Annotated in this window: 15 protein-coding genes; 7 read left to right on the top strand and 8 right to left on the bottom strand. The window is 50.4% G+C overall.

Annotated features, from left to right (window positions below; all coding sequences use genetic code 11):
• Positions 1–130 precede the first annotated feature (130 nt).
• Both D9T21_RS21370 and D9T21_RS21365 read left to right on the top strand, forming a co-directional pair.
• Positions 131–2590, top strand: a complete 2460-nt coding sequence (locus D9T21_RS21370; RefSeq protein ID WP_123327193.1) for a glycoside hydrolase family 127 protein — start codon at positions 131–133, stop codon at positions 2588–2590.
• A gap of 58 nt (positions 2591–2648) precedes the next feature.
• Positions 2649–3071, top strand: coding sequence for an FKBP-type peptidyl-prolyl cis-trans isomerase (locus D9T21_RS21365; RefSeq protein WP_123327192.1), 423 nt, complete (start codon positions 2649–2651; stop codon positions 3069–3071).
• A 302-nt stretch (positions 3072–3373) separates the two neighbouring features.
• On the opposite strand, the gene D9T21_RS21360 is transcribed toward D9T21_RS21365, so the two are convergent.
• Positions 3374–4318 carry a transposase gene (locus D9T21_RS21360; protein WP_123327191.1) on the bottom strand — a complete coding sequence of 315 codons (945 nt, stop codon included), beginning with the start codon at positions 4316–4318 and terminating at the stop codon, positions 3374–3376.
• Positions 4319–4658: 340 nt separating this feature from the next.
• On the opposite strand from D9T21_RS21360, the gene D9T21_RS21355 reads away from it, so the two are divergent.
• From D9T21_RS21355 to D9T21_RS21345, 4 genes are all read left to right on the top strand, one after another.
• Positions 4659–5918, top strand: a complete 1260-nt coding sequence (locus D9T21_RS21355) for a pectate lyase family protein (protein ID WP_123327190.1) — start codon at positions 4659–4661, stop codon at positions 5916–5918.
• Positions 5919–6164: 246 nt separating this feature from the next.
• Positions 6165–9131 (top strand): TonB-dependent receptor, encoded by a 2967-nt coding sequence (locus D9T21_RS21350; protein WP_123327189.1) that lies wholly within the window; start codon positions 6165–6167, stop codon positions 9129–9131.
• Positions 9132–9249: 118 nt separating this feature from the next.
• On the top strand, positions 9250–10818 hold the full coding sequence (locus D9T21_RS23065) for a hypothetical protein (protein WP_241155785.1): 1569 nt from the start codon (positions 9250–9252) through the stop codon (positions 10816–10818).
• Between the two features lie 15 nt (positions 10819–10833).
• Positions 10834–15408 carry a pectinesterase family protein gene (locus D9T21_RS21345; RefSeq protein WP_241155784.1) on the top strand — a complete coding sequence of 1525 codons (4575 nt, stop codon included), beginning with the start codon at positions 10834–10836 and terminating at the stop codon, positions 15406–15408.
• A gap of 536 nt (positions 15409–15944) precedes the next feature.
• On the opposite strand, the gene D9T21_RS21340 is transcribed toward D9T21_RS21345, so the two are convergent.
• The 5 genes from D9T21_RS21340 to D9T21_RS21320 form a co-directional block, all read right to left on the bottom strand.
• Complete coding sequence (locus D9T21_RS21340; RefSeq protein ID WP_123327188.1) at positions 15945–17069, bottom strand: ThuA domain-containing protein; 1125 nt, start codon at positions 17067–17069, stop codon at positions 15945–15947.
• A gap of 6 nt (positions 17070–17075) precedes the next feature.
• On the bottom strand, positions 17076–17702 hold the full coding sequence (locus D9T21_RS21335) for a gluconate 2-dehydrogenase subunit 3 family protein (protein WP_123327187.1): 627 nt from the start codon (positions 17700–17702) through the stop codon (positions 17076–17078).
• Complete coding sequence (locus D9T21_RS21330; protein ID WP_123327186.1) at positions 17702–19393, bottom strand: GMC oxidoreductase; 1692 nt, start codon at positions 19391–19393, stop codon at positions 17702–17704. The genes D9T21_RS21335 and D9T21_RS21330 overlap by 1 nt, the downstream gene beginning before the upstream one ends.
• 224 nt (positions 19394–19617) lie before the next feature.
• A complete protein-coding gene (locus tag D9T21_RS21325) occupies positions 19618–21456 on the bottom strand; it encodes an SLC13 family permease (protein WP_123327185.1) in 1839 nt (612 codons plus the stop codon).
• A 174-nt stretch (positions 21457–21630) separates the two neighbouring features.
• On the bottom strand, positions 21631–22602 hold the full coding sequence (locus tag D9T21_RS21320; RefSeq protein ID WP_241155787.1) for an arabinan endo-1,5-alpha-L-arabinosidase: 972 nt from the start codon (positions 22600–22602) through the stop codon (positions 21631–21633).
• A gap of 218 nt (positions 22603–22820) precedes the next feature.
• Between D9T21_RS21320 and D9T21_RS21315 the strand changes: the two genes are divergently transcribed.
• The gene (locus tag D9T21_RS21315) at positions 22821–23855 is read left to right on the top strand and encodes a glycoside hydrolase family 43 protein (protein WP_241155783.1); all 1035 of its coding nucleotides are present in this window, start codon (positions 22821–22823) and stop codon (positions 23853–23855) included.
• Here D9T21_RS21315 and D9T21_RS21310 read toward each other — a convergent pair.
• Together D9T21_RS21310 and D9T21_RS21305 are read right to left on the bottom strand one after the other, a co-directional pair.
• Positions 23852–24754: an AEC family transporter gene (locus D9T21_RS21310; protein WP_123327183.1), complete on the bottom strand. Its 903-nt coding sequence runs from the start codon at positions 24752–24754 to the stop codon at positions 23852–23854. The two genes, D9T21_RS21315 and D9T21_RS21310, sit on opposite strands and share 4 nt — an antisense overlap.
• Before the next feature lie 127 nt (positions 24755–24881).
• Positions 24882–25784, bottom strand: a complete 903-nt coding sequence (locus D9T21_RS21305) for a sialate O-acetylesterase (protein WP_123327182.1) — start codon at positions 25782–25784, stop codon at positions 24882–24884.
• Between the last annotated feature and the right edge of the window lie 3 nt (positions 25785–25787).

Raw genomic sequence — 25787 nt, 5'->3', positions numbered from 1 at the left:
ACATGCAACGATTACCCAAACGCTTACAGAAGCGACGCCGGGTCTGGCTGGTGCTTAATCAGCCCCCGGCGACTGCAGCGTCTTCAGTCAGGCGGAAAGGGATTAAACGATACAAAAATGGCGAAGCGCTATGAAGATAAATACAGTTAAACACTGGGGTCTGGCGCTTTGCGTCAGTGCCGCACTGGCAAGCCTCAATGGCTGCAGCCAACCTGCTAATCAGCAAACTTCCGATTCCACTAATGTCACAAGTGTGGCAGAGCCAACCTACCTATCCGCAGCCGATGCCAGCCTGTTTGATTTACAGCAGGTGAGAATAACCGATGGCCCGTTTGCCCATGCCATGCACACAAACGTAAATTACCTGCTGGCCATGGAGCCAGACCGGTTGCTTGCGCCTTACCTGCGTGAAGGCGGCCTGGAGCCTAAAACTGACTCTTACGGAAACTGGGAGAATTCCGGGCTTGACGGTCACATAGGCGGGCATTACGTGTCGGCGCTCAGTCTGGCCTATGCTGCTACCGGCGATCAGGCGTTATTAGGACGCCTGGAATATATGCTGGATGAGCTAAAGCGAGCTCAGGATGCGGGCAACGGCTATTTGGGTGGTATTCCGAACAGTGCCGCAATGTGGGCTGAAATCAAAGCAGGTACAATCAAAGCTGGCTCTTTCAGTCTGAACGACCGCTGGGTTCCGTTGTACAATATAGACAAAATATTCCATGGTTTGAGGGATGCTTACGAGATTGCTCATCAGGAACAGGCCAAAACCATGCTATTGGCCCTGGGTGAGTGGATGCTGGACATCACCGACGGATTAACCGATGAGCAAATTCAGCAAATGCTGGTTTCGGAACATGGCGGTTTGAATGAAGTCTTTGCTGACATGGCGGCCATCAGCGGTGATGAGCGATACCTGACCCTGGCGCGCAAGTTTACCCATCAAACCATTTTGCAACCGCTGACTGAGTCCCAGGACAAACTCACCGGTTTACATGCTAATACGCAAATTCCCAAAATTATTGGTGCCTTACGAGTAGCAGAGCTGGATGACGATCAGGTCTGGGCCGATGCCGCGAAGTTTTTCTGGAATACGGTGAGTCAGCATCGCAGTGTCAGTATTGGTGGCAACAGCGTGCGCGAGCACTTTCATGATGACGACAATTTCACCGCCATGGTAGAGGATGCTCAGGGGCCTGAAACCTGCAATACCTATAACATGATGAAACTCAGTAAAATGCTGTTTCTGAGAACCGGAGAGCAGCGCTATCTTGAGTTTTACGAGCGCGCTACCTACAACCATATTTTGTCCAGCCAGCACCCGGAGCACGGCGGCCTGGTGTACTTTACTTCCATGCGTCCGGGTCATTATCGGATGTACTCATCGGTGCATGATTCAATGTGGTGTTGTGTGGGATCAGGTATTGAGAACCATAGTAAGTACGGTGAGTTAGTGTTTACTCACAAAGACGAAGCAGTATGGGTTAACCTGTTTATGCCGGCTACTTTAAACTGGCAGGATAAAGGCGTTATTATTCAACAGCATACCCGGTTCCCGGATGCGGACAGCGTGACGATTGAAGTCAATCCTGGTGACCAGGCGTCAACCTTTGCCCTCAATATTCGTCAACCGGAATGGGCCACTAACAACCTGACAGTCGCTGTTAACGGAGAACCGGTAGATGCGCCGCTAAGTAACGGTTATCACCAGATAACCCGTGAATGGCAGGCGGGTGATAAAGTCTCGTTTTCGGTAAATCCGGAGCTGCATGTCGAACAGTTACCAGACGGTCAGGATTACTATTCTGTGATGTATGGCCCGGTAGTGATGGCGACTCCGGTAAACGCTTTTGCCGATGAACAGCTCAATTTTGTGTCGGATGACAGCCGGATGGGTCACGTAGCTGCTGGCCCGGTATGCCCACCTGAGGCGTTGCCCATGATGCTTGGCGAACCACAGGCATTCCTGTCAGCCTTGCAGCGTGAAGACGGCAAGAACCTGGCGTTTAGAGCTACCGAACACGTGGGTATTGCCGATCCCGTTGATGCTGCGGCGCCAACAACTCTGATCCCGTTTTTCCGTCTGCACGATTCCCGTTATCAGGTATACTGGCCGCAGATGAATGAATCTGGTTTTAATGACTTCGTTGCCGAAGCGAAGTCCAGGGCGACTCTGGCTGCAGAGCTGCAGGCCAAAACGGTAGACCAGATCACCCCGGGGGAACAGCAGCCGGAAGTTGAGCATGAATTTAAGAGTGAAAACTCAGAATCAGGTGTTTATAAGGGGCGGCACTGGCGTCATGCCAGCGGCTACTTCCAGTATCGCTTGGCTAATCCAGAACTTCGGGCTGAAACATTACAAATCAGTTATTCAAAAGACGATACCGACCGTCAGTTCCGAATTCTGATTAATGGTGAAACGCTGGCTCAGGTGGCACTGCCGGTTGGAAAGCCGGAAAGTGACTTCTATCATGTCGACTATCCGTTAACCGAAGCGATGAAAGCGGCAGAGTCATTGGTGGTCCGCTTTGAAGCGGCACCGGGTTCAATGGCCGGCGGCGTTTACGGTATTCGTTTACTCGCCGAGTAAGCGAGCTGGTTAGATAATAACAAAGCCGGTCATCCAGACCGGCTTTTCAGGTTGTATTATGGCAAAAAGAAAACAATCCAAAGGCTCCCGTGGCAGCAATAAAAACCTCACCGAGGAGGTGCTGACTAAATTTCAACAGCGACAGGATGTCACCGTGCTTCCTTCGGGTCTGCTGTATCGCATTATTGAAGACGCTGATGGTGCCCAGCCAACGATGCAGGACCGGGTTAAGGTGCATCAACGGATCAAGCTTGGCGATGGCAGTGTTATTGATGATACCTACAAAAAAGGACTGCCTGAAGAGTATGCGGTCAGCGAAGCCATTGAAGGTTTGCAGGAAGGCTTTCAGCTAATGAATGTCGGCGCTCGCTATGAGTTTGTCATTCCCCCTGAGCTGGCGTGGGGAAAGCGCGGCAACAGTGGTGCAATAGGGCCTAACGCGGTCATGATTGTGGATGCGAGAATCGTTGGTATCGAGTAGCCAGAGCTAGGACAGGCACATCACATAGCTAGCCAGAGCTAGGACAGGCACATCACATAGCCGAGTTGGACAGACACATTGTTAGCTGCGATCAGCAAATTTATCCAGCATCAAGAATCTGACCGTTACTCTCTATTTTGGGATCTTTTCATAAGTCAGCGTGTGGAATTGAAGCGGGAGGTCTGTAAAGCGCTTTTAGGCCTGCGAAGTGAACGCAATGATTCCTCGTTCAAAGTTTAACGGTCTGAAATGAAATTTAATTATTTAGAAAATAAGATTTAGCCTCGTAGAAAAGGCAAGCCTTAGCCATAGCCGGCATGTTTCCGGCTTTGCCGGATATATTTTTCAAAGCTTACCGATGATTTAAAGATAGTCTCAATGCCGGTTACCATCTCGTCCCAATCATTGTTCGCGAGTCCAACCCGGGTGAGAATGGGTGAGGCTGAATCTTCGATTTTGCCTTTCTTGTTGGGCTTTAAATGGCGCCCAGACAATTCAACAAGTTCAATGTAGTCTTGCAGTTGAAAAGGCAAGCCATCAGGCATTCTGTTCTGCGTGTTGCCTGTAAAGGGAAATAATGGTTTCGGTTGCTTATTCCATTTGGCCGCGTTGATGCGTTTTTGAATACTTGTGTGGTTCGATTCTTCTGGGGTATTAGCCAAACACGCGCGTACGGGATTTAAGTCAACATACGCCATGCAGGCGGCTAGAGAAGCTTCATCTAAGAGTGCCTGTGATTTAAACCGCCCTTCCCAGAAATGACCGGTACATTCATCTTCTTTATTGGCCCTACGGGCTATGTATTCATTTAGCAGCCGCATAAACCAACTGATATCGTAAAGTCGCTTACGGTAAATTTCAGCCAGGCTACGTACGGTTTCAATTTCCGCTTCAGATAACGGGGTAGACTCAACAGGGTCAATGTAACGTTGCGACAACAACATGCCTTTGTAGAGCCGGTGCCACCGTCTGATGACATCTTTAACGCCTAGCGAGTAAGCTTTTTGTTTATTGATGCGTAAGACCACATGGGTGTGGTTGCTCATTACTGCATAGGCGCACACGTCAACACAAAACACCTCTGCTAAAAACAGTAACCTGTCTTCTACCCACTGCCGGCGATGCTCATAACTTTTGCCTGTTTGATTATCTTTTCCACATAGATACGCCCGACGAACACAGCGGGAAACACAGTGATAATAAGGTGTATCTGAGAGGTTGATTAGGCTTTTACGGGGTCTGGGCACAATGTTTCACTAGAGTTAGAAAAGTCGTGTGTTCATTGTGCTGATATTAAGAAAAAATCCTACTGGTCGTGAGTCTAGCGAGTGACTGTCCATCACGGTTAACTGTCCATCACGGTTAACTGTGCGCATTGATATAAGTGTTAAGCTGGTGAACCAGAATAAAACTGAGAAATGTCAGTAAGTGTCGATATGACATGATGGTTAACTACTTGTTAATTTTTATGGGGTGGTGTATTTTTGAAAATGCTACCGGTGGCATAAAGGTGGTTAACGTACTGAAAAATGCAGGCGCGTCCTGTGACAGTGGATTTTTACGCGAAAATGGGCAGGAGAAAGCAGGATGAAAGTCGTTATCGGGATACTCTCTATCATGATTCTGCTAAGCCAGATTGACGTCTGCCGGGCGCAAACCGACGTCGCTTTCGATGGCGCACTGGGATTTGGTCAGTTCACCAAGGGCGGTAAGGGGGGAGAGCGCTATATTGTGACCTCGCTGGCAGATGATCCGGATTCACCCCAACCAGGAACTTTACGCCATGCGTTCAAGCAGAAAGGGCCGCGTATTGTTGAGTTTGCCGTATCCGGTGTTATTCACCTCAAAGCGGAGCTGGAAATCCAGCAGGGTTATCTGACGGTACTGGGACAAACGTCCCCCGGCGGAATCGTGATTACCGGCGCGCAGACCTCCATTAAAGCTAACCAGGTGATCCTGCGTTACCTGCGTTTCAGGCCCGGACATTTGCAGGGCGAGGGCGATGCCCTTACCGCACGCAACCAGCATCACATAATCATTGATCACTGCTCGTTGAGCTGGGCTAACGATGAAGTTGCCTCTTTCTATAATAATCAGCACTTTACGTTGCAGCATTCGATTATCGCCGAGAGCCTCAGAAATGCCGGTCATCATAAAGGCAGTCATGGTTATGGCGGGATCTGGGGCGGCGCTAAAGCCAGCTTTTTACGCAATGTGGTGGCACATCACGATAGTCGCAATCCGCGTATCAACGGCTACCGGCTAAAGCCTGAGTACCCTCAGCAAGAAGCACTAACGGATATTCGTAATAACGTGTTTTTCAATTGGGGAGACAACAGCGGCTACGGTGCAGAAGGCACCCGTTTTAATCTGGTAAATAACTACTATAAGCCTGGCCCGGCGAGCGACGACATCCGTTTTTTTGAACTCTGGTCCAAGCCCGGCTTACCGCCCACTCGGGCTTTTATCAGCGGTAATGTCATGGCTGGTTACGAAGCAATGAGCGCTGATAATAAACAGGGGCTTACGGTAAAAAATCAAAAGAAATCCAGTAGGTCTGAGGTCGCAGCGGTATTTCAGTCAACCCTTGCAGACCACCCGTTTGATATAGCTCCCTCAGACACCCTGACAGCCGGTGATACTTATCAACGCCTGATCATTGATGGTGATGTGGGCGCTAATAAAAACGCTGCTGGCCGCTTCAGCGACTCGGTGGATACCCGCTTGCTTAGTGAAATTCGCACCGGCCAACCTGGTTTTGGTACCGGGTTGATTGATTCAGAACTCACTGTTCTGGCACCCGGTGGCTGGGCAGCCTATCAACAGGAGTTTACTACTCAAAACTAACTGGCTGTCTTCCTCCCTCCTCCCAGAGGTACTGACACACAGTGCCTCTAAGCAATTCCGTAAAATACTCTTGAGCCTCAAAAAGTTTTAACAAAATGTAAATAAAATGTTGATCAAGTATTTTTGTTGGTGCTATATTGCCACCGGTGGCACTGGTTTGGTGTGTTATGCCTGTTTTACGTGTCATTGACGAAAATTATATCGCACTCGTTTACACGACTTACTCATCGTGTCTGGAGAAAGAACATGAGAACATTTCGATTAAACGCGGTAATGGCCTGTCTGGCGTTAAGTTTGCCCGTTTATGCTCAGCAAGCAGAACAACAGAATAAAGCCGCTGACACGCAACCAGCTTCCACCGAAACGGAACAAGCTGCCAGTACCGAACAACAGGATCTTGAAATTATTCAGGTTAAAGGGGTGAAAACTGCTGACCTGAAAGCGCGGGATCTGGAACGTATGAAAGATGGCTTCAGCTCCGTCATCTCCACTGACGAACTGGGCAACTTTGTTGACCAGAACGTGGCAGAATCATTGCGCAGATTGCCCGGCGTAACCCTTCAACGCAGTGAAGGCGAAGGTAAATTTGTCGCCGTTCGTGGTCTGGGCCCAAGCTTTGTAACGGTTAATATGAATGGGGCGGAAATGGCCGGCGCCGGTGAAGACCGCGCGGTTGGCCTTGATGCCATACCCGCCGACTTGTTGGGAACCATTGAGGTATTAAAATCACTGACCCCTGATCAAAACCTTAACTCAATTGGCGGTACCGTAAACGTAAAAGCTATTTCAGCCTTTGACCGTGGTAAGAGTACTCTGAACCTGAAAGTGCAGGATGCCTACAACGAACTACGTGAGTCCCATTCACCGCGATTTAGTTTAAACGGCACCCAATTATTATTTGATAATACTATAGGACTGGGCTTCGCTCTGTCCTATGAAGACCGCGAAACGCTGGTTGACGAAACCCGCCATCACAGCTCCAATGAAATGAAATTTTATCAGGCCGATTTCGGGGTTAGCGATGAAGACATTGCTGCCGGTAATCTCGGCCCTGAAATCCTCGGCCCTGCACAGCTGGAATACCGTCGTGAAATTGCTGATCGCACTCGTACTGCGGGGGCATTAAACGTTGAATATCAGCCATCAGAGAACGCTTATTATTATGCCAAAGGCACCTACACTAAATATGAGGATGGGGACTTCGCATTACGTGAATTCTACGATTTTCAGGACGCCGGTTCTTTTGGTAACGAAGAGATCCTGTTTGTAAATGACGATACCAAAGAGTTTATTCTGTCGGATATTGATGTCTTTCATCAGCATTTTATTCAGGAGAGTAGTAACGAAACCACTACGTTCAGCCTGGGCGGCAGGAATACATTTAATGATACCTGGGTTCTGGATTACGAATACGCTAAATCTAAGTCAGAAGAGGATTCCCGTGGTGACCGCCGGGTACAATTTCGCGAACGCGACCTAATCGTTTACGGTCAGGGCGGCCGCCGCAACATCAATGCCCGGGTAATGAGCCCTGAAGAGGCCGCAGCGTTTGCTGGCTTGCCTTATTCCGAAGGTATGTTTGGCAATGCTGCGCGCGGCGATGCCAGCGACCTGAATAACTGGGACTTCGACAACCTGTTCCTGGAAGGCGGCTTACGCATCGATGACCTGGAAAGCTGGCAGGTGAATCTGCGTAAGGATGTGTACAACGAATACATAAACTACGTGAAAGTGGGTGGATTGTTTACCACTCGTTATTACGCCCGGGATAAGAACCGCTGGAGCTTTGACCCGTCGCCAGAGGACTGTAACGACGGCCAGGCATGTATTGATGCGGTGAATTCCAGTCTTGCCGACTACCCAAGCGCGGTACCGGCAGGCAGCGACTTCCAGTATCCCTTTGAAAGTGCAGCCATCGTTGATGCAATTGTTGACGTAACACGTCAAACAGTTGAGTCAGCCACTAATGGTGAAGAATCGATTGAAAGCACTAAGGGTGACTACGCCATCGATGAAGACACCAAAGCGTTGTACGCCATGACAGAGTTCCCATTAGGCATGGACGCCACCATCATTACCGGCGTGCGCTGGGTAGAGACAGAGTTTGCGTCCACCGGGTTTATGTCGCTGGAAAATGATGATTTTGAATTTAACGGCGCTGGCAACGGTGAGCTGGATATTGCCATTCCACTGCCGGAAGCCTCGATAAAATACTCTGAATTTTTCCCCAGTGTGCATCTGCGTTACGAACCCACCGAGAACATTCTGGTGCGCGGTGCTATATGGAGTAGTTTTACCCGCCCTTCATTTAGCCAGGCCCGCGCGTATGCGACCTTCGACAGTGACATAGAGCTGTGCCCACCCGGTACCGATGACTGTGATGATTCTCAGGGCGGCGCCAGCATTCGTCAGTTGCAGGACTACATTCTCGCTTCCGACAATACTCTGGATGTGGGTAACCCCAACCTGACGGCCATGACATCAATAAACTATGATGCGTCGTTAAGCTGGTATGCCAGCGAAGATTTGTTTATGGAGATCGGCCTGTTCTACAAGGATATTGAAAACTTCATCATTGAAGTCAACGGTATCGGCATGTCCATCGCCGATCTGCCGGTGCGACTACCGGTCAATCAGGTCACGGAATTTGTTATTCCTCAGGACCTGTTCATGGATGAAATCAATATCACCTTAAACGGTGATAAAGCCAAGGTATACGGCGTTGAGCTGAGCTATAACCAGTACTTTGAAAATGGCTTGTTTATTCAGTCCAATGCCACTTTCCTCAACAGTGACGCCAGACTCGACGACACCGTGCGTCAGGGGAGCATGCCGCTGCCAGACCAGGCCGACCAAACTTTTAACCTCACCGTTGGCTGGGAAAACGAAGTCTTTTCTGCGCGGTTGATCACCAATTACCGCTCGGAAATTCTTGAGCAAATCGGCTCATGCCCGGTGTCAGCACAGCTGGATGATGTGAAGGGCTGTAAAATCTGGGGCGATCAGTATCAGGCCGGCTACACCAGTGTGGATGCCAAATTTAAATATGATCTGACCGAAAACGTTCAGTTGTATTTTGATGCGCTTAATCTGACCTCACAGGAAGATTTACGCTTCTTTAAAGGCAATGAGTACAGCGGTGGCAACATCCTGTATCAAAAAGAAGTGTACGGCCAGACCTATCAGTTAGGTGCCACGATCAAGTTCTATTAAACGATAACGAGGCTTTGCCTCTGCACAGTTAATTGAAACGGGAACGTGGCATCAGGGTCGGACACTGCTTTGGTGCCGCCAGGCCGCACTCCCGCACTATCATCCTGGGAGGGTGAACATGAAAAAGCTCAATCGCATTGCTGCTCTGGTGGGTAGCGCCGTATTGGTAACCGGTTGCGGATTTGAACAAACCATCAATGTAAAGGAAGAGCCGGCGCCCGCGCTGACCGGCCAGTTTGTTGACGCCCCGGTAGGGGGCTTAAGTTATAGCTCAGAGTCTTTTCCCGACGGCACCACTAATGAAAATGGTGAATTTTCTTACTTTCGTGGTGATCAGATAACGTTTTCAATCGGTGACTTTACGTTTCCGACCGTGCCGGCATCCAGTTTACTAACGCCGCTGGCACTGTTTCAGACCGATAACCCGTTTAATCCGGCAGTTGTTAATACCCTGCGGTTGTTGCAGGCGCTTGATACCGATGCCGATCCCACTAACGGTATCAGTATTTCTGCCAATGCCGCAGCCGCAGCGCAAATGTTACTGGAGGAGGGCGAAACTGTTGAGTCATTCTTCGCCCAGGATAGCGATGACTTTGCTGCCGATGTAGAGCCATGGCTGGCCACCGCGGGGGGCAGCACCACGCTAACAGACTATGATGACGCGGTAGCGCATTTTGTTAACTATCTCGAAACCGAGTATGGCACACTGCTGACCAATGCCATTAACGTTGAGCTGATAACCGGTACCCTATACAACACTTATATTCAGGGCAGTACGGCGGTGAAGTCTGCAGTTACGTTTACGCCGGACGACGCTGGCGGCCTGACTGGTTCGTTTAGCTACACGGAAGGCGAAGTGACCACAACCGGTAACTATGGCTTTGCTTTTGGACGCCGGGCACTGGTACTGACCACCGATACCACTACTCACTACCTGGTTTCCCGTTCGTACAATACGGTTAACCAGGTATACAGTTTATGCTGGTTTGATGATCCTACCCAGGCAGTAGCCAGTTTAGTGCGGGCCTGTGATGCCGGCGAGGACCCGCAGGATAACCTGTTGGTTCTTACTGAAGAACAGGCCGATCTGGAACTGATTGCATTAGAAGAACAAGCGTCTAATGTTGAGCCTGCTTTAGCGGAAAGCTTTGATACCGACATTACCACTTTCTTCTCGTCGGGTTATAAGCGTTTAACCGATGATCCGAATAGCAGCGCTATGTACTTTAAAACTGGCGGTAGTCCGGTCATCGACCCGGAGCTGGGCCAGCTTAATTTGTCTGGCGCGCGCTTTACCATTGGTAATACTACGCCTGGTGTTGAAACGACCTCATCAGATACGGTGGGAACCGGTATTTTTAATATCAGCGAAGGCTTTACCATCAGCTTTGATGTGATTTCCCATACCAGTGCCGGCAGCCTGAATATATACGTGGATAACAACACCACCAGTCAGGGCAACTCCGTACATGGCGGCGCCAGTAAGTTTATTGGGATGAGCATCAGCGAAGAAAACTTCCCGATTGGTCAGCGTTTTACATACACCTATGAGCCCGGTACCGATGTCACGGGATTGCCGGCAGACGACCCGGATGCGCGCATTTTAGACCCGGCTATCACAAACTCGTTCTTTCAGTTACGTACCGACAGTTCCGGCAATATCACCATTGATAACCTGACCATCTAGACGGTGGCCGATGCTGTGGATGCACCGGAAGTACCGGAGGAACCGGAAGAACCCGAAGTGCCTGAGCAGCCTGACATTCCGCAGGTGGACTTGCCACTCACCTATAACTACATTGGCGTGACGGAGGATATCTTCTCTGATGCCTTTGCCAGCCTGGTTAACAGTACTGGTGAAACCCTGCCACTTTACTACCGTACCGGCGGCACCGTGATGGTCGTGAGCGATGGTCTGCAAATCGATTCAGGTCGCTTCACCATTGGTAATTCAGTACCGGATACTGAAACCACTGCCGATGACACGATTTTCACTGGTGTGCTTGATTTAAGCCGCCCTTATAAAGTGGTTATGGACATTGTGTCGGTAAGCGATACCGAGGGTAACAACAAGTTCCAGATTTATGTGGATAACAACACCAGTAGCAGCAGTAAGTCGGTACACGGTGGTGATTCACGTTTTTATAGTGAGCTGATCAACACCCTGGAGCCCGGCACCACGCTGGAAGTAGAGGGATTACTGGCATCGGAAAACTCCTTCCTGCAACTGCGAACGGAAAGTGGTGGTACCGTGGTGATTAACAATCTGCGCATTGAGTATATTGAAGATGCCAGCATGTTTTCCTGCGAAGATGATCCGAGCCTGTATTTTTGTGATGACTTCAGCAGCGGTAACACCGATAACTGGAACCTGCTGGCCCAGCCGGATAATACCGAAGGGGCTATCGGCAGCTTTGATATTTATACCAGCGATACCGGTAACGACATGCTGCGCTATACCGCCGGTGGCGCCGGTGGTGAAATCATTCAGCTCACCGATGAAGCCATGGCGCAGATTCCGGATACGGCCGATTACTTTGTGGAAGCCCGCATTCGCCCGCGTCAAAACAGCACTACCGCTAATAAACAGCTGTACTTTACTGCTCGCTACAATAGTGCGGGTAACTGGTACGGCGGCGGTTTAAATCTGCAGAACTCATCAAGCAGTACCCGGGTGGAAATTGCCATCAGCACCGACGGTTCAATTAATCGTCCGGTTCAGGCCAGTACGCCATTGTTACTGGGCGAAAAAGACGGCACCGACGGCGTTTGGTACCGCGTACGTTTCGACCTGGTAGGTGACACTCTAACGGTTTACCTGGACGGTGAGGAAATGGGCTCAATCAGTGATACAACCTTTACGGCTAAAGGGCTGATTGGCATGTTTACCAATAACCGTTCCTTTGAAATGGACGATTTCAAGGTAGGCGATCCGAGCGTGAAGCCGGTGCAACTTACCCTGGACTATAAAGACACAGAATGGAACGCCACAACCACAACAGACCCGCTGATTGTGTATGTCACCGCCGTGCAAAATGATGGCATTACCGATGATACCTTTACGGTTACATCGTCAGATGAGAGCGTGGTGAGTGTGGCTATTGACGGCCCCAATGTTACCCTAACACCTGCCGCAGCAGGGAGTGCCACGATAACCTTTACGTCAGGCTCCGATCCTACTCTGGTGCGCAGTGTTGAGGTATTAGTGACCGAAGGCTTTGTAATGCCAACCGGTGATTACGGCGACCTGACCGGCAGAACTTCCCCTGCAATTGCAGCGCCCAATGCTTATGTGGACGGTCGCTTGTCGATTACCTTTGATAGTGCACCAGTATTGGCTGAGGTTGGCGAAGTACGCATCTATGACGCAGCCGACGATACGGTGGCTGATGTTATTACCCTGGGCGGTGATATTGATGCGCTGGGCTACACCGGACAGGATCGTCTGCGCCGGGTAAACTACCGCCCCTTCAGGGTTGACGGTAATACCCTGACTATCGTACCGCACACCAACGCGCTGGATTACGATAAAACCTATTATGTGGCCATTGGTGAGGGCGTGGTTACGGGAACCCAGCTCAACGGCACCGACTTTACCGGCATGGGTAAAACGGCCGGCTGGCAGTTTAGCACCCAGGAAATAGGGCCTTCAGGTAGCGCGGTGACCGTAGATGACGACGGACTGGCAGATTTCAGAACAGTACAGGGCGCACTTAACTACGTAATGGAAAATGTTGCCAAAGACACCGCAGCAACCATTACCGTTAAGTCGGGTATGTACAATGAGCTGTTGTACGTGCGTAGTAAGAATAACCTGACTATTGAAGGCGAGGATCGCGACAATACGGTTATTTACTACGATAACTACGAGTCCTTTAACGGTGGCACCGGCGGCAGCGAAGCTCCGGGAACTGGCACACCAAACGGTGGCCGTAGCGTGTTCCTGGTAGAAAGTGCTGATAATCTGGTGCTGAATAACTTTACCCTGAAGAACAGCCATACCCGCAATAACGTAGACTCGAATCAGGCCGAAACTATTTATTTCAACAGCAGTCATCGCCTGATTGCCAATAACATGAACTTTATCAGTGAGCAGGATACGCTGCTGCTGAAGGGCTACAGCTGGTTCTACAACACGCTGGTGGCCGGTAACGTTGACTTTATCTGGGGCTATGCAACAGCTGCCTTATTTGAAGAAAGCGAAATCCGCACTATTGGCGACTCGAAATACGGTAGCGATGCCACCTCACCGGGCGGCTATGTACTGCAGGCGCGGGTACAAAATGCCGATGATCCGGGCTTTGTGTTCTTAAACAGTGACTTTACCCATGGCCCGGGGCCGCTTGGTACAACTGTTGAAGCCGGTTCTACCTATATTGCCCGTAGTGGTGGTAACAGTAACTACTACGACAACATTACCCTGGTAAATAACACCTTTGGTGAGCATATTGCTGCAGTGGGTTGGGCCTATAACGGCATTAATGGTCAGCCACAACCCAACCCGGACCCTGCCACGGCAAATGCCGGCTGGCGTGAGTACGGCAGTATGGATGGCCAGGGCAATGCACTGGATCTGACTGCCCGGTCGGGTGGTTACCTCCTGTCGGAGGCAGAAGTGGCTGATTACAGCACTCGTGCCAGCGTTTTTGCCGGCTACAATGACGGTGCTGGCTGGGAGCCTCAGCCGCTGGATGCGCCGGTAATTATCGAAGAAGTCACCGATAAAGGTTTTGCCGGTCATAACTTCGATATTACAGGAGGCGCTGGTGGCATGGTGGTAACGGTTGATACCGGGGCGAAGTTAACCGCTGCGCTCGAAGAAGCCAGCAACGCCAATACGCCGGTGACCATTTATGTGGACGGTGTTATTACCGATGCCAACAATGATGGCAGCGGTCGCTCCATCGAAATTAAGGATATGGACAATGTTTCCATTATTGGTGTTGCCGACCGCGGTGAGTTTGACGGCATTGGTATTTCGATTCGCCGGGCCAACAATATCATTGTCCAGAACCTTAAGATCCATCACGTCTTAACCGGTGGTAAGGATGCTATTTCCATTGAAGGTGATGATGATGGCTCAACCACCAGTCATATCTGGATTGACCATAACGAGCTCTACAGTACGTTAAATGTGAATAAGGATTTCTATGACGGTCTGATTGACTCTAAGTCTGGTGCGAAGAACATCACTATTTCCTATAACTATCTGCACGATCACTGGAAAGCCTCGTTACATGGTCATACCGATGATGAAAGCAGTAGTAATGACAGAGACCGGTTGATTACCTTCCACCATAACCGCTTTGAGAGCATTGAATCGCGTTTACCGCTGTTCCGCTTTGGCTATGGTCATCTGTACAATAACTACTACAACAACATCAGTTCTACCGGTATGAATTCGCGTATGGGAGCAGAACTACAGATTGAGAATAACGTTTTTGAAAATACCCAAAATCCAATCGTGTCGTTCTACTCTGCAGAGATAGGCTACTGGAATACCTCGGGTAACCTGTTTGGTACCGGCGTTACCTGGACCACACCGTCAGGCAGTGACGTGGTAGCCGGACCGGATGCTACACCAACCAGTAGCTACGAAGTGCCGTATACCTACACGCTGGATGAAACCAGTATTGTGAAGAGTAAGGTTATCAACCATGCGGGTGTGGGCAAGATTGACCAGAGTGATTTGCATATTCCGCCCATTGAAGATGATAACGGCGGCGGTAACGGTGGTGGCAGTAATGCAGGCACCGATGTCACGCTACCTTACAGCGAAGACTTCAGTGCGGCAGACGAAGATACGTTCTTCAGTGCTGAATACAAGTCACTACCGGAAGACAGTTCAATGCCACTGCATAATGTGACCGGCGGCGGCAGCGGTATCGTGGTGGCCGATGGCCAGATTACCCTGACCAGTGCACGCTTTACGATTGGCGATACCATGCCTGAGACCGACACCGCCGACAGTGATACGACCGGTCGTGGTGTGTTTGATCTGAGCCGCCCTTACAAGGTGCTGGTGGATATCGTCAGCGTAAGCGACCCCGACGGTGATAACAACTTCCAGATCTACGTGGATAACAACACCAGTAGCAGCAGTAAATCCTGGTTAGGCGGCAGTTCTAAGTTCTATGCCACTCTGATTAATGAACTGACTATCGGTACCCTGGAGGTGGAAGGTCCAGTGGCCAGCGAGAATTCGTTTATTCAACTGCGCACAGAAAGTGGTGGAACGGTTACGCTGGATAACTTCCGCATCGAATATATCGATTAATCATCCTACGGGAGAAACCGTTATCAATAAAAATCCGCAGTGCTGTTCCAGCCTGCGGATTTTTTGTATCCGGATTATTAGCCGTAAAAAAAGATTGAGAAGCCTTCTCGTCAGACGTTTGGAATATGGCGCGAAGTGATTCGGTATAAATGTTTATTTTTCAATTGCTTAAATTTTATTTGGGCGTGCTGGAGAAGAGCTCTAAAATCGACGCAAAAACAAAATAGTATACGATTTTAAAATTGTACTGGCAATTATTACAGTATTGTCATATAGTTAATAGGGCAACACAAAACGGAGGATGTCATATGAAAGCTTTTAAACGATTCTTCAAGCGCTCACATCCATACACTGTTGCCTGGTATTTAGGCCGGAAGAATACCCAGAAAATCTTCAATTGTAAGATTAAGAAAAAGTCTGAACTACTCGACGAACAGCATGGATAATGCTTGAAGGCATAAAGGCTCCCGTACAGGAGCCTTTTTTGCGGATAAAAGCAGGCTTTCTCAGCACTGCCTTTAAGTTAGAACACACCCTTATTCAGCACAAACTTTAGCGCCGTGACCGGATGTCCATTTCAGGGCATCTTTGATCAGGGTGATATTTTCCGGTACGTCATACATTTCTTCGCGGTGACCAATCGCGGTATACATCGCGCGGCCTTCATTTACACAATGTTTCCAGGCGATAGGATGAACGCCGCCCATGGCCAGATTGCCCGGTGCATAGCTGTCTTCATCGATGGTGATCACGTATTCAACACCCTCTAAATCGGGCTCAGCCGCAAACGAGTACCACTCGTCTTTAATTGACCAGGTGTCTGGCAGTGACTCAGCAATATGCGCCGAATTCTCGTGGGTGGTGAGTTCGGCTAACTGGAACTGGGGATCCATAGGGTGGCCAATAAACTGTACACCAAGCAGGGCATCGCGATACCAGTCCCAGAAATAAATGGAGTCGCCGCCTGAGGCATGAACGCCAAGGAAACCGCCACCGTTATTCATATAGTCTTCGAATGCAGCACGTTGCGACAAGGTAAGCGTGTCACCGCTCACGTTGTTCCATACCACTACATCAAACTGAGACAGGTTTTTCGCATTAAACGCGCCGCCGTTAGCGGTAACGGTAACGCCATAGCCCATTTCTTTTGACATACGCGTGAGCGCTTCGGTAGCGGCAGTCACGGAACGACCATGGTCGTAGCCGTTGATCTTTTGATACACCAGTACCTGCACCGGGGCATCATCAACGCTAAAATACTGCGGCTCGGCATCAAAACGAGCGCAACGAGCAGCTTTAACGGCTTCGGTTACCGGCAACGCGCGAAGCTCGGCATCCAGTTCAGCCAGGCGCGGCTTAGCCGGATCGGCTCTGGCGATAAGTTGCTCCAGTGTCAGTATGGTGGCAAAAGAAGGCATTTTTTCGCTGAGTAACCAGGCTGGCAGAGTTTCAAACAATCCCGGGTAATATTTTTCGGCAATAGCCCGCGCTTCCGGGCGGGTCATTACATCATAAGCAGGCAGTTGCACACTAAATGCCGTATCGCGTAACACACAGTCTGCAACGGCGGTTTCTGCCATGGTGACATTCGCATTAAGCAAACCGGCGGTCAGCACGGCGGCTTTGGTTAGCGGATGTTTGATAAGCTTGTTTAATTTCATTGTGGTTTACCAGGGCCAGGGTGTTGTCCAGGCTTTATCGCCTTCGTTATAAGGAATGTCGTAATAGCCGCCGGGCACATCTGAGTGACGCAGTACCTGGGTACCGCCCACTTTGGATGAGAAGAAGCCAAAAATAACCAGTTGTTTCATCAGCGTGAAGTAGTGTGGCTGACCTTCAAAACCAGCGCCATCCCACTGCGTGTCTTCGCCTTTGTTAAACGTTATGGCTTCAACATCAATGGCCGTGATCAAATCGGACTTTTGCTCTGCGTTCAGGGTCGCAAAAGGTTTGCCGTAAAGCGTTTTACTGCGTGATTCAATGTCGGCAAAGCCTGCCTCAAACAGCTTTTGTTGCTGTTCGTCGTAGCACTCGCGCACCATGCCAATGAAAAATGGCGGTACGCCGGCGTCTTTGGCTCCCGGGGTGTCGGTGCGCGGAATAACCACCTCGCACAGTTCGGTAATGAGCGCCACAGTGGCGTCATCAAAGCCGGCTTTGCTTACCGGTAACAGGTCGGGTTGTTCTTCCCAGACTGCCAGTGCCGGAGCATTGATCAGGCCGGCTCCGGTTGAGGCGGCAATGAGCTTTAACAGCGTGCGACGGTCCATGGTGGTGGATGTTGAGTTTGCCATTACAGGTTCCCCCGTTTTAATTCTTCAACGGCAAAGTCTGCTGCCCGGGCGGTTAACGCCATGTAGGTCAGAGACGGATTGACGCAGGATGATGATGTCATACAGGCACCGTCGGTGACGAAAACGTTCGGTGCGTCCCATACCTGATTGTGTTTATTCAGTACTGAGGTTTTTGGATCCCGGCCCATACGAGCGGTACCCATTTCATGGATCCCTTTACCCATATGGTAGGTACTTTCCCACGCCTGTGCGTTTTCCAAACCGATGCTATCAAACATTTCTACAATGTCTTCTTTCATGGCTTTACGCATTTTGATTTCGTTATCACGGATTTTGGCATCCATTTCCAGTACTGGCAGGCCCCAGGCATCAGTGACTGTCTTACTCAGGCTGACCTTGTTGCGGTGATCCGGCAGTATTTCGCCGAATCCCACAGTGCTCATAGTCCACTTACCCGGCTCGCTCAGTGTCTGTTTCAGTGTTGCGCCAATGCCAAGGCCATCGGCGTCACGATTAAAGCTTTGACGTACAGCGTTACCCTGGAAGCCAAAGCCGCGCAGGAAGTCGCGCTTGTCATTGCCCCAGTTAGCGAAACGAGGAATGTAGATACCGGTAGGACGGCGACCATAAACATATTTGTCGAGGTGCCCCGGGACATCAGCGGTGCCACCTAACATGTAGTGGTGATCCATCACGTTGTGGCCAAGCTCACCAGAGCTTGAACCCAGACCGTTATCCCACACATCACGGGCGGAGTTCATCAGAACCCACGCAGAGTTAAGTGTCGACGCATTCAGAAAAACAATCTTGCTCTTATAAACAATGGTTTCTTTGGTTTCCGCATCGATGATTTCTACACCGGTAACGCGTTTTTTGTCTTTGTCGTAGATGAGCTCTTTTACAATCGACATTGGACGCAGAGTAAGATTACCGGTTTTCAGTGCCGCCGGCAGGGTAGCCGACTGAGTACTGAAGTAGCCGCCCCAGGGACAACCTGTCCAGCATTTATCCCGGTTCTGACATTTACCGCGGCCCTGTTCCGGGCGGTGCTCGGTAATGTGGGCGGTACGGCCCATGATCATGTGACGCTCGCCTTTGTATTGCTTTTTCAGGCGCGCAGCCAGGTCTTTCTCTACGGCGTTCATTTCAAACGCGGGCAGGAAGTCACCGTCGGGCAAAACGTCCAGACCGTCTTTGTTTCCAGAGATACCGGCAAACTTTTCCACGTAGCTGTACCAGGGCGCAATGTCGTCGTAACGGATTGGCCAGTCAATGGCTACGCCTTCTTTGGCGTTGGCTTCAAAGTCTTCCGGGTTGAGACGATAAGACTGACGCCCCCATAACAATGAACGGCCACCCACCTGGTAAGCGCGGAACCACTGGAAAGGCTCTTTTTCAACGTAAGGCGAAGTTTTATGGTCCGCCCAGGCGCCCATAGTGACTTCGTTAAAGGGATAGCCCTTACCGCGAGCCATCACCGGTTGAGACGCCAGTGCTTCTTGACTTGGGCGACCATGGTGAGGGTAATCCCACAGGTTTTTATGGGTATTGGTGTAGTCCTTTACGTGCTCAACGTTTTCGCCACGCTCCAGCATTAATACCTTCAGGCCTTTTTCGGTGAGCTCTTTGGCGGCCCAACCGCCGCTTATTCCGGAGCCAACAACGATGGCATCATAAGTGTTATTAACCATTACTACCTCAGTGCTTATAACAGCGAAGTGAGGTTCGCTGTTAATTGTTAGGGGGCTTAACTAATTAGCTAAAGATACTCCTGCTGTGACCAAATTTGAAGCACAAAAAGACAAAATTTAACATTTCTTTAGCTTTTAATAGTCCGCAGGGCAAGTATAGTCTGGTCTGCGCCACTGCGCAGACCATAGGTAGCTATTCGTTAACATCCTGTGTTAATGATTCGCTACCAGGGGAAAAAGAAGGGAATGAGGAAATAACAGCATACAAATACCCAGACCAGCATAGGGCTGCCCAGTTTGATGAAATCAAAAAAGCGGTACTTGCCGGGCTCCACAATCAACGTAATGATAGGTGAGGCAATAGGAGTCATAAAGGCCGCTGATGCGGCAAACAGCACGGTCATTGCCAGTGGGTAGGGCGATACGCCCAGCTGGTGGGCGACGCTGATTGCGATAGGCGCCATGAGGACTGCTGAGGCAGTATTGGATAAAATATTGGTCAGCAAAGCAGTAATCGCGAACAGCAGCACCAGCAGCGTTTGCGGGGATGCGTCACCCGCCGAGCCTATCATACTACCCACAATCATATCGGTGCCGCCGGTTTGTTGCAGGGCGTCAGCCAGGGGTAACATACCGGCCAGTAATACCAGGCTTTGCCAGTGAATGGCCCGGTAAGCGTCGGCTGCGGTAAGGCAACGGGTAATGACTGCCGCGATTACTGAGATTAACACGGCTGCCACCAGCGGCATCCAGTTAAAAACCGAACTGAGTACCATAAAGGTCGTGATGGCCAGTGCTACCGGCATGCGCCGGAATGCCGGCACTACATCGGCAGCTTCGGCGGGCGTTTCCAGCACCACAAAATCGTGGTTTTGCTGTTGAAGCTGCATAATCTTAGCCCAGGGGCCGGTCACCAACAGACAGTCAGACGCTTGCAGTTTTTGATTCTGGTAGTCATCCAGGGACTGGCGGTTACGCCTCACGCCAAATACATCCAGGCCGTAGTGATCGCGGAATTTGGCCTCCCGCACCGACTTACCAATAAGCTTTGATTCCGGGTGAACCAGCACGCTTTCAGCGCCGAACTCCCAGCTGCGATACTGGGTTTCCAGTTGCGAGGGGTGAAATGGCATCAGCATGACCTGGCTTTCCACCGGTGCCAGTTGCTCAGGCGGAATTGCGACATGCAGTACATCTCCGGCATGCAGCACAATATCCGGCGATACACCGGCCTTTAACTCCCGCCAACCCCGAACACGCTGGGACAGGTCAAGAATGCGCAAGCCGTAATTATCGTACAAGCCGCTCTGGGCAATGGTTTTTCCGTGCAGAGGCGACTCCTCATCGATACGCAGGTAAACCAGTTCACGGTTCACCCGGTAGTCGTCCCACAGGGCTTTAATCGAGCGCTGGGCAGACTGGTGTTCTGTTTTACCGTTGTTTGGTAGCCACTTACGACCGACCAGCAGCATATACAGCATCAGGCCACCAAGCACGACCAGCCCCGGCATCGTGAAAGTGAAAAAGCGCAGGGGCTCATAGCCCTGAGCACCTAACTCGCCGCTGATCACCAGATTAGGCGGCGTTGCAATGAGGGTGAGCATACCGCTCACCAGTGCCGCGTAAGACATGGGCAGCAGCAACTGACTGGCACTATTGCCGGTTTGTTTGGCGATGCGCATTACGATAGGAATAAAAATGGCCACTACCGCCGTAGAGCTCATTACGGCACTTAAAATGGCGCTGGCAAGCATAAGCATGATTAACAGTTTATTAGTGGAGCTATGACTGTGCCGGCCTATCCAGTCACCCACAAAACGGGCAACACCGGTGCGGTCGAGCATTTCGCCGACAATCAGCAGGGCGCCAATAAGCACAACCACCGGGTTACCAAAACCGGCCAGTGACTCCTTTACCGACAATATTCCGCCTAACATAAGGGCCAGCACTACCGTGATAGCTATCATATCGTAACGCACGCGATTGCTGGCCATTAACAGCGCGGCCAGACCAATAACCAGAAATACATAATGAGCATGCCAGGCATGCGGAATAAAAAGCATGGGAACTCCCGCGACACAAACCCTGTGAAACCGAGAACAGAGAAGAAAATTTATACAGTCAGAATACTGAAATAACGTATGGAAAAACAGTGGGCTGGATCAATAGAGTAGGAAAACTCCCGTGCGCGTGGGTCTGTCATATCCATCGACAACGCACGGGAAGCTGAAGAAAAGTTACTTTTTCAGAAGTTCAGTAGTGCGCTTGTTGAGGTCGGCCGGGTCAACTACTGGCCAGTCATTATCCCAACTAATCGGCAGAATACGTAGCTTTTGCAACGCGTTATCGGCTGTTTCATAGGCGTGTAACACCAGGTAGTCCTTACCGTCAAAGGTGTACGCCGCATTGTGACCCAGTGCTACCCAGTCGTCGTTACCTTCTATCACCATGGTGCCGCCGCCTTCCATTAACGACTTGCCATCACGGTCGAGGTACGGACCGGTAACTGATTTGCTGCGTCCTACGCGTACGTTGTAGGTGCTGTCCATACCGCGACAGCATTTATCAAACGAGACAAACAAATAGTAATAACCGTTTTGCTTAAAAATATAGGGAGCCTCGATAGCGCCTTCGCCCGGATCTGCACTGTCGGCAACATTGGAACCTGGGCGGCTGGCAATGGAATACCACTCCTGCGGCTCTGCCAGACGCACTAAGTCATCATCGAGTTTAACCAGTTTCAGACCATCCCAGAACGAGCCAAAGCTCATCCATGCATTGCCTTCATCGTCTTCAACAATTGCCGGGTCGATGGCATTCCAGTGATCACGATGCGGCACCGATTCCACCACAATACCGTAGTCTACCCATTTGTAGTCTGGTGACTGCGGGTCGAGACTCTCATTTACGGTTACGCCAATGGCCGAAGTGTTTTTACCAAATGCCGAAACCGAGTAGTACAGATAGAATTTACCGTCTTTCTGGTAAATGTCTGGTGCCCATAAGTGGCCGTCGAAACTCGGAGAGATACGTTTGGCCCAGCTTGGCTCATCGGGAAATACGCGCCCGGTCAGGGTCCAGTTTTCCATATCTTTGGATTCGTAATAGGTAATCCCTGGCCCGGTACTGAACACATAGTAAGTATCGCCGGCTTTGGTCATAACCGGATCATGAACCTCCACCTGTTTTGCCTGGGCACCACAGCCCATTAAAAAGGCACCGCTGAGTAAGCTTGTTAAGGCTAAGCGCAATCTGTTTGCACTGGTTTTCCGTTTACGGCTTTGAATCATTTTTACCTCTGAAAGCACCTGTAAAAGAACTTGCTTAGTGTAGCAATAATCATGTTAAATATGTAATACAATATTAATAATTGATTAGCAACTGCGCAATCGCAATTGCCCGTTTATCTTTAAACCAAGGACTCGCTATGTTGTTTGATTTTAAAACCATGCTGCGCACCAGCCTGACCATTGCCTGTACCGCCTTTGCAACGTTAAGCGTCGCACCGATGATGGCAGCCCCGCTTGAGCCTATTGATAATCCTATCGTTGTCCAGCGAGCCGACCCCTGGATTGTACAGCACGAGGACGGCTGTTATACGTTTATCGGCACTTCACCTAAGTTTGACGAAATAGAGCTTCGCGCTGCCTGCCGGCTTAATGATTTGAAAATTGCCGAGCCGAAAGTCATCTGGCGCAAAAACGACAAGGGGCCGATGAGCGTAAATATCTGGGCTCCGGAATTACACGAGGTGGACGGCGACTGGTACATCTATTTTGCCGCCGGCGATGTGGATGCGCCCTGGAGTATCAGAATGTATGCGCTAAAAAATACCGCAGCGAACCCAATGGACGGAGAATGGACCGAAGCCGGTCGCATTCAGACGCCGGTTGATTCTTTCTCGCTGGATGCCACAACCTTTGAACATGACGGCAAACGGTATCTGGTTTGGGCACAGCAGGATGCTAAGCGCAGTTACAATTCGGCGCTGTGGATAGCCGAGATGGACTCGCCTACCTCCATTAGGTTCGACACAGTCACCCTGTTGAGTGAGCCAACTTTCGATTGGGAAGTGGCCGGTTATAAGGTTAACGAGGGGGCCGCAGTGCTTGTTCGCCACGGCCGGGTGCTCATCACCTATTCGGCCAGTGCCACCGATCACCGCTATGCCATGGGGTTGCTGTGGGCCGATGAAGACGCGGATCTACTCGATCCTGCCAACTGGCACAAGAAAGTAGATCCGGTATTTACCACCAATGCCGCGGTGGGACGCTATGGCCCGGGCCACAATAGTTTTGTAAAAGCCGAGGATGGCGAAACCGACCTGATGATTTACCACAGCCGTGATTACGAAACCCTGCGTGGGACGCCACTTACCGACCCTAACCGTCACGCCAGAGCCCGGGTAATTTACTGGGATGCGGAAGGATTTCCGGTATTTTTCAGCGATAAAACTGACTAATCGAGCACAAAGAATAGTGCCACCGGCACCACCGCCAGACTGGCAATATTGCCGAGTAAAACAATCGACGCCACCGTGTGTGGCGCCTGTTTGTAGCGCTCTGCCAGCATAAAATTGAGTACGGCCGGTGGCAATACTGAAAACAGTACAAAATACGCCGTATGTTCGCTCGATAGCCCTGCCAGCAATGCAAACGGGTAAGCGACCATAAAGCCGGTTAAGGGCCCGTATAACCCCCAGAACAGGCCGGAACGCCAGTCGGCAAAATCCACATCGGTCATGCGAACCCCCAGCGCAAACAACATCAGCGGGATGGAAATCTGCCCCAGCATGTCGATGGGTGTACTGATCCAAACCGGTAATGTCCAGCCGGATAAGCTCCATACCAGTCCGGCTGCGGTAGCCATTACCATTGGATTGGTTGCCAGCGTTCTTAGCTGAGCTTTATCATGCAGAATATAGACGCCCAGCGAAAAATGCAGCAACGTACTCACCAGAAACATGGCGATAGCCGCACTCAACCCGGCTTCTCCAAAGGCCAGTAGGGCCAGCGGCAAGCCCAGGTTACCGCAGTTGTTAAACATGGTGGGGGGAGCGAAAATTTTGGGCGAAACGCCCAGCCATTTACAAACCGGTAGCGCCAGTAAGCCTGAACCGATGACCATCAGCAAAGTCCCCAGCATTAAGTCCAGATAACTAAACAAATCAAAAGACTTGGATGCCATTACAGAAAAGATTAACGCGGGCACAAAAATGTCGATGTTGATGCGGTTGGCAACGCCCATGTCTGAGTCGGTTTTGCGGGCATAAAGAAACCCCACCATCACCATGGCAAATAACGGAAAAACGGTGGCGAAGATGCGCTCAATAATGGGCAGTAAAGCAAAGCTGTCTGACATAAATGGTGGTGCAGGGCTGGGAATTGCTTTGAGGTTACATTGCAAACTGACTAACTAGCAATCAGTTTGCGTTTAACGAGTGTTTTACAGCGAGGATAGCACGATGAATAACGCAACACTGTTGTAGTTAGTCAGGAGAACACTGACTCTCGAGTTGTGCTACTCGTTCAGCAAATTGGCGCCCTAATGTCAGGTAATCCTCGGATGTATAGTGCCAGCCGTCATCAAGGTGGGTAAAGCTTTCAGTAACGGTGACCAGGGCCGCGCAGCTATCCTGCTCAACAAAGTCTAGCTGGGCTTGTTGAACCAGACTGCCCCAGTTCATTCGCAAACCGTCTTCGGGATCCATACCCGAATCCGTAATTTTCCCTAAGACCACTGGTAAATCAGGGCTGCGAAGCGCGGCTCTGAACAGTGCTATCATCGTTTTCAGGTTATCCAGGTAACGATTGGCGGTTATTTCACTGTCGTAGGCATCTGACTCGCCCTGCATCCAGATAATCCCTGCGGGGATCAGAGTGTCAGGTTCTCCGTCACTATCGATATCCCGGCTGGCAAAAGCATTGCCTAGTGTAGATAAAAAGTGATCATACTGGTTTATGCCATTGCCACGGCGGTAGTCAGGGTACCAGTTGTTACCCACCCCATAACCGAGGGCAGAGCCGCCCAGTGCATACTTAATCAGAGCCACGTTTTGTTGAGGATGCAGTTTGGCAATCTGATGGCCAAAGCTCAGCTCCGGGCCGAAATAGTCTGAATGCTGATTGGTGTTGCCATCGGAATAAAACTGTCGGCCGAAGCCGGGTTGCAGTATATCCCAGAGGCCAAGGCCACCGTTGGGTTTAAAGTCGGCTACCGGATTGCCCTGGAAAACAGGCACCGATTTAAGTGACGCCCGGTAATTGGCCGGTAAATCGATATTTTCACCAAAGCCTTCCATGTTTGATTGGCCGCCAAGGTAGTAAACTTTATATGTGGTTGCTGTAGCAGGAAATGTTACGAGTAACATTAAGGTGAGTATCTTCAGCATGGC

The organism is Marisediminitalea oceani (assembly GCF_003731635.1).
GTDB lineage: Bacteria > Pseudomonadota > Gammaproteobacteria > Enterobacterales > Alteromonadaceae > Alteromonas > Alteromonas oceani.
Note: the sequence above shows the minus strand (reverse complement) of the source record. Positions and strands in the feature narration are given on the sequence as shown.

Coding starts and splice junctions, on each gene's coding strand:
- D9T21_RS21310 (WP_123327183.1), bottom strand. CDS start 24,754: ATGTCAGACAGCTTTGCTTTACTGCCCATTATTGAGCGCATCTTCGCC.
- D9T21_RS21335 (WP_123327187.1), bottom strand. CDS start 17,702: ATGGCAAACTCAACATCCACCACCATGGACCGTCGCACGCTGTTAAAG.
- D9T21_RS21340 (WP_123327188.1), bottom strand. CDS start 17,069: ATGAAATTAAACAAGCTTATCAAACATCCGCTAACCAAAGCCGCCGTG.
- D9T21_RS21370 (WP_123327193.1), top strand. CDS start 131: ATGAAGATAAATACAGTTAAACACTGGGGTCTGGCGCTTTGCGTCAGT.
- D9T21_RS21315 (WP_241155783.1), top strand. CDS start 22,821: ATGTTGTTTGATTTTAAAACCATGCTGCGCACCAGCCTGACCATTGCC.
- D9T21_RS21325 (WP_123327185.1), bottom strand. CDS start 21,456: ATGCTTTTTATTCCGCATGCCTGGCATGCTCATTATGTATTTCTGGTT.
- D9T21_RS21350 (WP_123327189.1), top strand. CDS start 6,165: ATGAGAACATTTCGATTAAACGCGGTAATGGCCTGTCTGGCGTTAAGT.
- D9T21_RS21305 (WP_123327182.1), bottom strand. CDS start 25,784: ATGCTGAAGATACTCACCTTAATGTTACTCGTAACATTTCCTGCTACA.
- D9T21_RS21355 (WP_123327190.1), top strand. CDS start 4,659: ATGAAAGTCGTTATCGGGATACTCTCTATCATGATTCTGCTAAGCCAG.
- D9T21_RS21330 (WP_123327186.1), bottom strand. CDS start 19,393: ATGGTTAATAACACTTATGATGCCATCGTTGTTGGCTCCGGAATAAGC.
- D9T21_RS21320 (WP_241155787.1), bottom strand. CDS start 22,602: ATGGGCTGTGGTGCCCAGGCAAAACAGGTGGAGGTTCATGATCCGGTT.
- D9T21_RS21365 (WP_123327192.1), top strand. CDS start 2,649: ATGGCAAAAAGAAAACAATCCAAAGGCTCCCGTGGCAGCAATAAAAAC.
- D9T21_RS23065 (WP_241155785.1), top strand. CDS start 9,250: ATGAAAAAGCTCAATCGCATTGCTGCTCTGGTGGGTAGCGCCGTATTG.